This is a genomic window from Coxiella endosymbiont of Ornithodoros maritimus (assembly GCF_907164965.1).
In the GTDB taxonomy this organism is placed as follows: Bacteria; Pseudomonadota; Gammaproteobacteria; order Coxiellales; family Coxiellaceae; genus Coxiella.
In genome coordinates, this window is sequence record NZ_CAJRAM010000084.1 from 22,454 (window position 1) to 34,390 (window position 11,937).

Here is an 11,937-nt window from a genome sequence, read left to right on the forward strand (position 1 = left end):
TTTTAAGATTCTGCTTCAATTAAAGTTTGATAATCATCGGCGTCTAATAAATCATTTAATTCCTTTTCGTCATCAATGGTTATACGATACAACCAACCATCCCCGTAGGGATCGTGATTCACCGTTGCTGGTTCGTTTTCCAAGGCGTTGTTAATTTCGATAACTTTGCCGCTGAGGGGAGAGTAAACCTCGGCGGCTGTCTTTACCGATTCCACGACAAGCACTTCATCACCAGCGTCTACGTGAATATTCACTTCGGGTAATTCAACAAATACTAAATCACCCAATTGCTCTTGAGCGTGATCAGTAATGCCAACGGTAAAAGTTTCGCCGCTTTCTTTTCTCAGCCATTCGTGGTTTTTGCTGTAATATAACTCAGCCGGAAATTCTGCCATTGCCTTCTCCTCAAAATGTTTTTTTACCACGTCGAACAAAGGGCGGTTTAATTATTTTTACAGGAATTTGTTTACCACGACGCTCCACAGTTGCTTTTTCCAATTCTCCAACAGGCACGCGAGCCAATGCAATGGCGTGACCCAATGTAGGAGAAAAACCGCCGCTGGTAATTATTCCTTCCTCACCCTCTGTCAACCAAACTTTTTGCTGATTGCGTAATACACCGGGTTCTTCCATCACTAAACCGATAAGCCGTTCTTTGAGATTCTTGTCTAATTGTTTTTCCAAGGCGCGCCGACCTACAAAATCGCGATCCGCGTCGTTCCAGGACACCGTCCAGCTGAGATTGGAAATTAAAGGAGAAGTCGTTTCGTCCATATCTGTCCCATATAAATTTAAACCGGCTTCTAAGCGCAAGGTATCGCGTGCTCCTAAACCACAAGGTTTCACTCCCTGGTGAACGAAGCGCGCCCAAAGATCCGTCGCTCGAAAGGCGGGGAGAATTATTTCAAGTCCATCTTCACCCGTGTAACCTGTTCGGGCTATTTGCAAATCTTGCGCCGGTGATGAAATAAATTGAAAAGGCTTAAGGGCTTCCAATTGCGCATACAGCGATTCATCAAAAATGAATTTAGCCGCAGCGATGGCTTGTGGGCCTTGAACGGCAAGAATGCACATTTCAGGGCCTTCAGAAATTGAAACCTTATACCCAGCGCCTTTTTCTTTTATCCAAGCAATGTCTTTATCTCGCGTTGCAGCGTTCACTACGAACCGATAACCCATCGGTGCCACTCGATAAACAATAAGATCATCGATAACGCCCCCTTGTAGATTAAGCATACAGGTATACAAAGCACGTCCGACGTGACTGAGTTTTGCAACATCATTGGCTAAAAGATAACGCAAAAAAGCAGTAGCCCCTTCACCCTCAAGGTCAATAACGCCCATGTGAGAAACATCAAAAATTCCCGCTCGTTGACGCACTTGGTGATGTTCTTCAATTTGTGATCCATAATACAAAGGCATTTCCCACCCTGCAAAATCCACAAAGTGGGCTTTCGCTTTAGCGTGTTCTTCGTAAAGGGCTGATTGTCTTACCATATGGCTGGAGATTATAAGGGAAGAGGAGCGCTCATGCCAAGCAAATACCTCGCCATTCATACGGGCTACAAAAAACCCCGCATTAGGCGGGGTTTTTTGCTTTCTGAGTGCAAGGCTTACATCATGCCGCCCATTCCTCCCATTCCTCCCATGTCACCACCGCCAGGCATCAACTCCTCTTTCTTCTTAAGAGCTTCTGTTACCATACATTCAGTGGTAATCATAAGGCCAGCGATAGAAGCTGCGTTTTGCAACGCGGTGCGGGTCACTTTGGTTGGGTCGAGAATACCCATCTCAATCATGTCACCGTATTCACCCGTCGCTGCGTTATAACCATAATTAACGTCTTTATGATTCAAGACTTTGTCAGCAACAACGGCTGCTTGAACACCAGTATTTTTCACGATTTGAGAAAGCGGGTAGACCATCGCACGGCGAGCAATTTCCACGCCCACGCGTTGGTCTTCATTCTCAACTTCCACTGAATCAAGCGATTTAAGCACGCGGATTAAAGCAACACCACCACCCGGTACGACGCCTTCTTCGACAGCTGCGCGTGTCGCATGTAAGGCATCTTCCACGCGGGCTTTTTTCTCTTTCATTTCAACTTCAGTTGCAGCGCCCACTTTAATGACCGCGACACCACCGGCTAATTTTGCCAGACGTTCTTGTAATTTCTCTTTATCATAGTCTGACGAGCTATTTTCTATTTCTTTTCGGATTTGCTCCACGCGGTTTTTAATGTCGCCGGGATCACCAGAACCATCAATGATAGTGGCGTCATCTTTAGTGACAACAACGCGTTTAGCAGAACCTAAATCATCCAAAGAAGCGGCTTCAAGGGACAATCCGACTTCTTCAGAAATAACCTTACCGCCAGTCAAAACAGCAATATCTTGCAACATTGCTTTACGACGATCGCCGAAGCCAGGTGCTTTTACAGCCGCGACTTTAACAACACCGCGGATATTATTAACCACTAATGTCGCTAAAGCTTCGCCTTCGATATCTTCGGCAATCACCAATAAGGGCCGACCAGACTTTGCTACGTTTTCTAACAACGGAATGAGTTCACGAATATTAGAAATCTTCTTGTCAACCAATAAGATAAACGGATTTTCAAGCTCCGCACTCATGTTTTGTTGGTTGTTGGTAAAGTATGGCGACAAGTAACCGCGATCGAACTGCATACCTTCAACTACTTCAAGGGCGTTTTCAAGACCAGAGCCATCTTCTACCGTTATTACGCCTTCTTTGCCTACTTTCTCCATCGCTTCCGCAATAATATCTCCAATCGACTTATCCGAATTCGCGGAAATAGTGCCTACTTGCGCAATCGCTTTCTGGTCTTTGCAAGGCTTGGAAATTTTCTTCAATTCAGCTACCGCTGCCGCTACGGCTTTATCAATACCCCGTTTCAAATCCATGGGATTCATTCCAGCAATAACGGCTTTGATGCCTTCAACCAAAATCGCTTGAGCCAGTACGGTCGCTGTCGTGGTACCATCACCCGCATCGTCTGATGTACGCGAAGCCACTTCTTTGACCATTTGAGCGCCCATATTTTCGAATTTGTCTTCCAACTCGATTTCCTTAGCTACGCTCACGCCGTCTTTAGTAATGGTTGGTGCGCCAAATGATTTATCCAAAACGACATTGCGACCTTTTGGTCCCAACGTCACTTTTACCGCGTTGGCCAAAGCTTCCACGCCACGGCTCATTGCGTGTAATACCTCGTGGGAAAATTTTAAAACTTTTGCAGCCATTTTTTATACCTCTCTTTCCTCTGTCAGTTATTTTTCAATCAGGCCCATAATGTCATCTTCTCGCATGACGACATATTCGTCCCCAGCCAGCTTAACTTCGGTGCCTGCGTATTTGCCAAATAAAATTTGGTCGCCCACTTTGACATCCAAGGAACGGACCTCACCGTTATCCAACGGTTTACCTGGACCTACTGAAATGACTTCACCCCGAGAAGGTTTCTCTGCGGCAGAGTCTGGGATGACGATGCCGCCCGCAGAAGTGCGTTCTTCTTCAAGGCGACGGACCACCACTCGATCGTGTAATGGACGTATTTTCATATTTAACCCTCTCCATATTATTTATAAAATTACCCCGCTCAATAACTGAGCGACAATCAGTAATCCATATAAGGGCAGGTGATGAAAATTCAAGGGCGATTTTTAATTTCTTCGTCATTAGCATGGGCAACTGCGGCTCGACCGACTTCTGTCGCACTTTCGAATGTGTTAAGCTCAAGCCCAAAATTGGCTGCGAGGTAACGATGGCGAATTCATTAAAAACATGTCGTGAATTAACTGCTGGTAGCAAAACCTACTACTACCATAGCTTAAAAGCGGCGGAAAACGCCGGTCTTTCAAACATTCATCGCCTTCCTTACTCACTCAAAATTTTATTGGAAAACCAATTACGGCATGAAGATGGAGAAACAGTCACTCAAACGCATATTGAAGCGTTCGCTCACTGGCTGAAAGATAAACATTCCGATCGCGAAATCGCTTATCGACCTGCTCGAGTCTTAATGCAAGATTTTACCGGCGTTCCCGCCGTGGTCGATTTAGCCGCGATGCGCGATACGATGGCGCTCATGAAAGGGGATCCAAGCAAAATCAACCCTCATTGCCCTGTTGATCTTATCATCGACCATTCCGTGCAAGTAGATGAATTCGGCAACGAAGAGGCCCTTCGAGATAACGTACATATTGAAATGGAGCACAACCACGAACGATATACCTTCTTGAAATGGGGACAACAAGCGTTTCGTCATTTTCAATTAGTGCCGCCAGGCACCGGTATTTGCCATCAAGTGAATTTGGAATACCTCGGCCGCGGCGTGTGGTCTAGCCAACAAAACGGTGAGTGGTTTGCTTATCCCGACACGGTGGTCGGAACCGACAGTCACACGACCATGATCAATGGACTGGGTGTTTTGGGATGGGGCGTCGGGGGAATCGAAGCCGAAGCTGCTATGCTGGGACAGCCCATCTCCATGCTAATCCCCGAAGTCATTGGTTTTTATCTTTCTGGTCAATTACGCGAAGGCATTACAGCAACTGACCTCGTTTTAACTGTGACTCAAATGCTGCGTCAAAAAGGAGTGGTGGGAAAATTCGTTGAATTCTACGGCCCCGGTTTAGCGGAGCTTTCTCTGGCTGACCGAGCGACTATCGGCAACATGGCCCCTGAATATGGCGCCACTTGCGGACTTTTCCCTATCGATGCCGAAACGATTAAATATTTAGAATTAACCGGCCGAGACGCTGAAGCGATCGAACTCGTCAAGGCTTATTCAAAAGCGCAAGGCACTTGGCACGACGAAAATACCCCCGAACCTATTTTCTCAGACACGCTATCCCTTGACCTTTCAACCGTCGAACCAAGTCTCGCTGGCCCAAAACGCCCCCAGGACCGTGTTCCCTTAGCGAAGTTAAAGAAAACCATCGAGGGTGTTATCGCGACGGCTGAGCGCGATCAAGAACTCGATCACTCTTTTCAAAGTACCGGAAATTTTGATCTTCATCATGGCGATGTCGTGATCGCCGCCATCACCAGTTGTACGAATACCTCCAATCCCAGCGTAATGCTCGCCGCAGGTTTGCTTGCAAAAAACGCGGTGGCAAAAGGGCTTCAAAGAAAACCCTGGGTTAAAGCATCGCTAGCGCCAGGATCCAAAGTGGTTACAGATTATTTGCATAAAACAGGATTAATTGATTATCTTGAAAAGCTTGGCTTTTATCTCGTCGGCTACGGCTGCACGACCTGTATTGGCAATTCGGGACCCTTACCAGAGGCAGTGGCTAAAACGGTGATGGAAAATGATCTTATTGTGTCATCCGTTTTATCCGGCAATCGTAATTTTGAAGGTCGTATTCATCCGTTAGTTAAAACGAATTGGTTAGCATCACCACCGCTGGTGGTTGCTTTTGCCCTTGCTGGCACAACGCGCATTGATCTTACTAAAGATCCGCTAGGTCATAACGATCGTGGAGAACCTATTTTTTTAAACGATATCTGGCCATCGAACGGAGAGATTGCAAAAATGGTGATGCAAGTTCGCAATGATATGTTCCACAAAGAATACGCCGATGTATTCGAGGGAGACGAAGAATGGCAGCGTATTCATGTGTCTACCGGAGATACTTTCAGTTGGCAAGCGAATTCCACTTATGTGAAAAATCCCCCTTTCTTTGAAAACATGAGTGCGAAACCGAAGGCTTTAAGAAATATTATTGACGCACGTATTTTAGCTATTTTAGGCGACAGTGTAACGACGGATCATATTTCTCCCGCGGGCGCCATTAAAGCGGATAGTCCAGCCGGTAAATATTTAATTGAGCATGGGATCGACATTAAAGATTTTAATTCTTATGGTTCTCGCCGCGGTAATCACGAAGTATTGATGCGCGGGACGTTTGCCAACATTCGTATTCGTAATGAGATGTTATCAAAGGTGGAAGGCGGATTTACAAAACATTTTCCGGATGGGGAACAGCTTTCCATTTACGACGCTGCGATGAAGTATCGCAGCGAGAATATTCCGTTGGTGGTGATCGCGGGTAAAGAATATGGTACCGGTTCTTCGCGCGATTGGGCCGCTAAAGGTCCGTGTTTATTGGGCGTTAAAGCAGTGGTGGCGGAAAGTTTTGAACGTATCCATCGTTCTAATTTAGTCGATATGGGTGTGTTGCCGTTGGAATTCAAAAATGGCAATAATCGTCATTCTTTAAAATTAGAAGGAAACGAAGTGATTGATATCACCAGATTGGAAAATGATTTAAAGCCTGGAGGCGATGTTATTATGACAGTTAAGCGAAAAAATGGAACTTTTGAGAAAATTCCATTGCATTGTCGTATCAATACACAAAATGAATTGGCTTATTACCAGCATGGTGGGATTTTACAGTTTGTGTTACGCCAAATGTTGAGATCTTCTTAACGAAGCCACCTCTCCCATTTTTTAGCTATAATTTTTTAGCTATAATTTTTAAATTATGAAAATAAAAATATTAGGGACGAGAGGGGGAATTGAGGGTTCTGCCCCTTACCAGCCCCATCATTCGGGTGTATTGGTGAATGACATTTTTCTTTTTGATCTCGGAGAAGAAGCTTTTTAACTCATCAGCAAAAATACATATTCATTAGCCATTTACGTCCCGACCACGCCTTCTTCGTACGCGAGCCTAAAAAGAATTATATTATTGACACGCCCATCTTCGCTCCCCGAAAGTTTCAAAGGAAATTTATGGGTTAAGGCGCTCACCCAACCAAAATCATTTGATTCTTATGAAATCATGCCCATTCCCACTCATCATAGCCACAAAGCGAATTCACAAACTTATCTGATAAAAAAGGGAAAAGAGAAAATCTTGTATACGGGTGATATGATCTGGATTAATAAAGAATACCATCACTTATTAGAAAATTTAGATCTGGTGATTACCGAAGGAAGTTTTATTCAAAAATGGAGACGAATACGACGACATGAAGAATCTAAAAAGATCTACGGCCATACCAGCATTCCTATATTTATTAAATTTTTTTAAAACTCACACAATTCATTTAATTTTTGTGCATTTTGGCAGTTGGTTTTATCAGAATATACCCAGAACCAGAAAAAAACTAATCACCCTTGGAAAGAAACAGGGTATTAATGTCCATGTTTGGCATAATGCTATGATCATGAATACTAAAAATTTAGAATAAAATTTATTTAAATAACCATCCTGTTTCCACTGCTCACTCAGCAACGCCCTTGTTTTTATGCGCCAGAGTCGGGGGTTCAGTCATTGAATGACACGTGAAAGAGCCTACCAGTTATTCACTTCGTTGTCGAAGTGTGTTTAGATAAGTCGATGATTTGTCCATTAATAACTCTTTTGGTTTTGCTTTTTCTTCCAATTTACGCGCCATCGGAGGAGCCTGTGCCGGTTGATCAGGCATTCCAATTTAGCGCGATGGCTAAGGATTATCAGACGGTAATTGGCCTATGGAACATCAAGCCAGGCTTTTATCTTTACCGAAATCACATTCACTTTTCATCGCTTAGATCAGCTGATTATCTCGGGAAACCCCTCTGGCCTTGCATTGAGACCGTCAAAGACTATCCTGGCATTGGAAAATTGCTGGTATATCAAGACCAATTAAGGATTTCGGTCCCTGTGATTAAAGCAATGGATCAAACCCTTTATTTGAAGGTCGATTATCAAGGCTGCTCCGAAAAAGGGTTTTGTTATCCCCCGACCACAAAAACAGTGGCTATTGATTTAGCTGGAAATTATATGCAGCCTGTAATGCCTTTAGCGATCGATATTACGCCTGGCAAAACGCCTAGACCCAAAGCAGCACCGCCCATTACCCAACAAGATCGAGTTACCCAGCTTATGACGCATAAGAATTTATTTTTTGTTTTATTGAGTTTTTTTGGTTTTGGTTTGCTGCTTTCTTTTACACCGTGCGTGCTGCCAATGATTCCGGTGTTATCCGGAATCATTGTGGGTCAGCAAAAATACCCTAAACGCGCTTTTGGTTTATCCTTGATGTACGTACTGGGAATGGCAATCACCTACGCAATAGCTGGCGTTTTTTTCGGTTTTATCGGAAGCACGGTGCAAGCTGCCTTCCAAAATCCCTGGGTTATTGGATTGTTTAGCTTATTATTCATTGTGATGGCCTTGTCGCTTTTTAGCTTATACGACCTTCAACTTCCGCAGCGATGGCAGACACGGCTCGCGCAAGCCAGCGATCGACAAAAACACGGAACTTATCTAGGAAGCGCGTTAATGGGTGCTTTATCCACGCTTATTTTATCGCCTTGCGTCACGCCGGCCCTCGTTGGAGTCCTCGGTTATATAAGCCATACCGGCAACGCGTCCTTAGGGGGCATTGCTTTGTTTACGATGGGGCTCGGGATGGGCGCGCCGTTGTTACTTCTCGGCGCTTTTAGCCAAAAATGGTTACCCAAGGCCGGTCCGTGGATGACGCTCATCAAACACATCCTGGGTGTTTTGATGCTAGCTGTCGCCGTTTGGCTGTTAGCTCGTATCTTACCGGGAACGGTAATGGTGTTTCTCTGGGCGGCTCTCGCTGTTGGCTCAGCCATTACTCTTAGCGCGCTCTCCACTACGCAAACGAAAATGCAAAAAATCGGAAAAACCTTCGGATTATTTCTTCTAGTCTACGGTATTGTGCTGGTAACCGGCGGCCTTTCAGGAAACACTAACCCGCTGCGTCCTATTTCCCTTGCATTTTTACCCGAGAAAGAAAAAGGGCCTTCTTTCACCGCCGTTTACACACTCCCTGACATTGAGCATCAATTAAAAATGGCCACAACAAAAGGCCAATCGATGATGATTGATTTCTATGCCGATTGGTGTATTTCTTGCAAACAAATGGAGCAATTTACTTTCGCTAACCAAAATGTGCAAAAAGCGCTAGCTGGCTTTCGTCTACTCCGGGCCGATGTCACTCGCAATGATCAGGGAAGTACGCTGCTAGAAAAACATTTCGGTGTGGTCGCTCCCCCCACAGTTCTTTTCCTCGATCCTCACGGTAAAGAAATCCCAAACTCCCGCATCGTCGGCGAAATGTCGGCTTCTCGATTCTTAAAGCATCTGGAAAATTTGCGCAGTTAACGAACTTACTATTTCAGGCTGGAGGGTACAACTACCTTCTGCCAATTTTTCTTTCATTTCTTCTTGTCTATTTGGTTGTGGTTGAAAAGTGGTAGGCTTATTTGCTAATGACAATTGTGGAAACTGCTTTAGGTACTCGAGGTAGACTTTTACGCTTATATTTTTACGCTTATATCTTATTCATTTTTGTAAATGATTTTCCCACGCTTGTTTTATACCTTTTTCACATTCAGGAACTTTAAGCACTTCTTTTATGTCGTCCAATTCTGGATAAGCATATTGCAATAATAACGCTTGTAATACACCGGAAATTTTTTGCTGATCCTCATCCCCCAATTTATTATAGTTATCCACTAATGGTTGGACTATATCAAATAGCTGACTTTGGTAGCCCTGAATCGGAAGCTTTATTTCCGCTATATCTAAGCTAGTAGTCTCAGACTCTCTTATTGCCCTCGTTTTATAGCTCGCAATTGAAAAAGCATTCAATATTAGCGTCATAAAATAGATCCCAGCCGATAAAGGATCTAATGTCTTAACCAACTCAACTGCGGATTGAACTGCTGATGAATAGCTACTATTGTTGTAAAGGGGCCCTCACCTTCTCCAGCCATTAAAGTTTCAAATTCGACTGGAGAATAAAAGTATTTAAAAAAAATGGAGTAATCCGCAGAAATCTTGCTTCTCACTCGTAACAAAAAATTTAGAAACAATCGTTAAAAATTCGCAAAACGAATCAAACTCAACACGCCAATTTCTATCTCTATAATGAACTACTACTTCAATGAACTACTACTTCCCTGCGAAAATCAAAGTAATCTTCGGCTAATTTTAAAGAAGGGAAGTCATGTGGGTGCTTGGGCAAAAAAATAAATTTCTGGACAAGTTGATCAAACCAGGTGTCGATATTCCATGGGACATTTTTTTTGCAGATAGCCACACCAATTTCCATCGGTAAATAATCTTGAGGACATCCATCCGTATTCTGGCAGAGTATTTTAAAGGCCTCCCACACGAGATTTTCTCCAGCTGAAGTTTCAGCTACCAATGATTTAGTCTCCTCTTCTGAGGAAGGAATATATTGAGTAACGTTCATAAGTCATTTGATTAATGTTATGCAAGCTTTTGTATTTCTGCATTCTATCGCTGCTTTTTTTAGCCAATCGTTAATTTCTTTATTGTTTATCTCATGATAACTCGCAGGGTTCATCAATACCAAGGCTGTACAATAGGCAGCATTGCCCCAGTATTGACTATCTTCATCCTTTGCAACGGACATCTCTTTCAATTTTGACTTCAAAAAAATCAACTCGATCATGTCGAATTGGCGATTCACATCGGTACCGTTTTCCAAAAATAATAGCCTGTTCAAGCTCTTCATTTCTGTGTCAGGATCTGCTTAGTTGGGGTGGAATGAGCAGCAATGATTTTAAAGGCGCGTCTCGATTAATAAATTTTTCGTTTTTTCTCCTTGAAAAGGACGCTTCTGATCGAGCTGCAATAAATACTTTAATGTAGGATCATCGATATAGGAGTGTAATAATCCCTTTAAAAGCGTTTGCCCATGGATGTCAGCAAGCACTTCAAAGTCTTTGACGGTGCTCAATAACCATTTTTAATGGTTTCCCATTGAGAATTCTGAGCCGCCAAATGGGCTAAATCAAGTTGGTAGATTTGTTGCTGGCAGGCAGTCGTCCATTTATTTAATAATTTTAAGGAGGCACACCGTTCATTATAGTTGTTTTAAGATACTAAGCTTTCCAAGCGGATACCAAAAATTGTAACGCTGAACACTCTCTCCAAAAAAGTCCTAAATTAAGGAGCTGCTTAAGAATTTCCATAATCGATTCCAGATATTTTTTACAATCTTTTGTCTTTAACAATTGATCGTCTATAATTTCAAAAATTTTATCGACAATATCGGGTTTCGATTGACCTCCCCGTTTATCTTGAATGGAATAGAATAAGTTGCTTACTCCAGTATAACGGGCTGCATGGCCCGCTCGCGGAATAAATCACAAATTTTTCATAGTCATCGATAATACGCTTCCTACAACCCATCAAATGATCCATCACAAACTTTTTTTAAACTGGTCATCCGAATCCATTAGAGGCCTGTATACTCCAAAATGCTTATACGCTAAGAGTTTATTAATAGGTTTTTGAAAGAAGTCTCCCGAAAAGAGGAATTCTTTATTTTTCTCTAATATTTTCCAAATCCCCGTTTTGACAAGCTCTCTCACAGGCTTCGAAGGAGGGTTGGGTCTGCTAAGTCATCACACGAAACTATTTCCTTTAATATATTGGATTAAAATTATACCACTCTGAGAATTGAAACTATACGATTAAGGTATAAAAAAAGACCCCCGGGGGGGCAAATTCTTTGCCTGTCGTAGGCCTTAACTTTTGGGATCTTTATACTTTTTTGGACGGCATATTGACATTCTAGGCTGGTCCCAGGTTTTCATCTGCAAGTCAATTTATGAACATTACGTGAGTGTTTTCTGAACAGGTGCTTGCAAAATCCTCGATGATCTTGCGTAGATCTGCATCGAATAGGATGATAACTTCGCAAATATAGACAATTTCAATAACCTCCGGCACAATAACCCAAAAGCATATTATTACCCACAAGTGGTAAAGACTAAAAACTTAAAACCCGTCCTTTCCGCGCAGGTACCTAGAGCTCAACTTAAGGGGGCGAGGTAAAGAGGGAATATCAAGTAGTTGAAAAAATGTCTGTCGTTTCCGTGCGTAGGCTGCCTACCGACAGACAAAGAATCGA

Annotated in this window: 7 protein-coding genes and 2 pseudogenes; 3 read left to right on the forward strand and 6 right to left on the reverse strand. The window is 43.2% G+C overall.

Annotated features, from left to right (window positions below; genetic code table 11):
- Window positions 1–2: 2 nt before the first annotated feature.
- The 4 genes from gcvH to OWO34_RS07765 form a co-directional block, all read right to left on the reverse strand.
- On the reverse strand, window positions 3–395 hold the full coding sequence (gcvH, locus tag OWO34_RS07750; protein ID WP_267257111.1) for a glycine cleavage system protein GcvH: 393 nt from the start codon (window positions 393–395) through the stop codon (window positions 3–5).
- 10 nt (window positions 396–405) lie between these two features.
- The gene (gene gcvT, locus OWO34_RS07755) at window positions 406–1,497 is read right to left on the reverse strand and encodes a glycine cleavage system aminomethyltransferase GcvT (RefSeq protein ID WP_456064373.1); all 1,092 of its coding nucleotides are present in this window, start codon (window positions 1,495–1,497) and stop codon (window positions 406–408) included.
- Between the two features lie 116 nt (window positions 1,498–1,613).
- The gene (gene groL, locus OWO34_RS07760) at window positions 1,614–3,263 is read right to left on the reverse strand and encodes a chaperonin GroEL (protein WP_267257113.1); all 1,650 of its coding nucleotides are present in this window, start codon (window positions 3,261–3,263) and stop codon (window positions 1,614–1,616) included.
- 27 nt (window positions 3,264–3,290) lie between these two features.
- Window positions 3,291–3,581, reverse strand: coding sequence for a co-chaperone GroES (locus tag OWO34_RS07765; RefSeq protein WP_267257114.1), 291 nt, complete (start codon window positions 3,579–3,581; stop codon window positions 3,291–3,293).
- Between the two features lie 122 nt (window positions 3,582–3,703).
- On the opposite strand from OWO34_RS07765, the gene acnA reads away from it, so the two are divergent.
- Both acnA and OWO34_RS07775 read left to right on the forward strand, forming a co-directional pair.
- Window positions 3,704–6,457 (forward strand): aconitate hydratase AcnA, encoded by a 2,754-nt coding sequence (acnA, locus tag OWO34_RS07770; protein ID WP_267257115.1) that lies wholly within the window; start codon window positions 3,704–3,706, stop codon window positions 6,455–6,457.
- A 55-nt stretch (window positions 6,458–6,512) separates the two neighbouring features.
- Window positions 6,513–7,224, forward strand: a pseudogene (locus tag OWO34_RS07775) (MBL fold metallo-hydrolase).
- Window positions 7,225–7,335: 111 nt separating this feature from the next.
- On the opposite strand, the gene OWO34_RS07780 reads toward OWO34_RS07775, so the two are convergent.
- The gene (locus OWO34_RS07780) at window positions 7,336–7,461 is read right to left on the reverse strand and encodes a hypothetical protein (RefSeq protein WP_267257116.1); all 126 of its coding nucleotides are present in this window, start codon (window positions 7,459–7,461) and stop codon (window positions 7,336–7,338) included.
- Between the two features lie 14 nt (window positions 7,462–7,475).
- On the opposite strand from OWO34_RS07780, the gene dsbD reads away from it, so the two are divergent.
- Window positions 7,476–9,152, forward strand: a complete 1,677-nt coding sequence (dsbD, locus tag OWO34_RS07785; RefSeq protein ID WP_267257117.1) for a protein-disulfide reductase DsbD — start codon at window positions 7,476–7,478, stop codon at window positions 9,150–9,152.
- Here dsbD and OWO34_RS07790 read toward each other — a convergent pair.
- A pseudogene (locus OWO34_RS07790) lies at window positions 9,123–11,414 on the reverse strand (hypothetical protein); the annotation flags it as partial. The gene dsbD and the pseudogene OWO34_RS07790 sit on opposite strands and share 30 nt — an antisense overlap.
- Between the last annotated feature and the right edge of the window lie 523 nt (window positions 11,415–11,937).

Excerpts from the sequence above, each read along its gene's own strand:
- gcvT (WP_456064373.1), bottom strand. The coding sequence starts at position 1,497 with ATGGTAAGACAATCAGCCCTTTACGAAGAACACGCTAAAGCGAAAGCC.
- dsbD (WP_267257117.1), top strand. The coding sequence starts at position 7,476 with ATGGCTAAGGATTATCAGACGGTAATTGGCCTATGGAACATCAAGCCA.
- groL (WP_267257113.1), bottom strand. The coding sequence starts at position 3,263 with ATGGCTGCAAAAGTTTTAAAATTTTCCCACGAGGTATTACACGCAATG.
- OWO34_RS07780 (WP_267257116.1), bottom strand. The coding sequence starts at position 7,461 with ATGCCTGATCAACCGGCACAGGCTCCTCCGATGGCGCGTAAATTGGAA.
- gcvH (WP_267257111.1), bottom strand. The coding sequence starts at position 395 with ATGGCAGAATTTCCGGCTGAGTTATATTACAGCAAAAACCACGAATGG.
- acnA (WP_267257115.1), top strand. The coding sequence starts at position 3,704 with ATGGGCAACTGCGGCTCGACCGACTTCTGTCGCACTTTCGAATGTGTT.
- OWO34_RS07765 (WP_267257114.1), bottom strand. The coding sequence starts at position 3,581 with ATGAAAATACGTCCATTACACGATCGAGTGGTGGTCCGTCGCCTTGAA.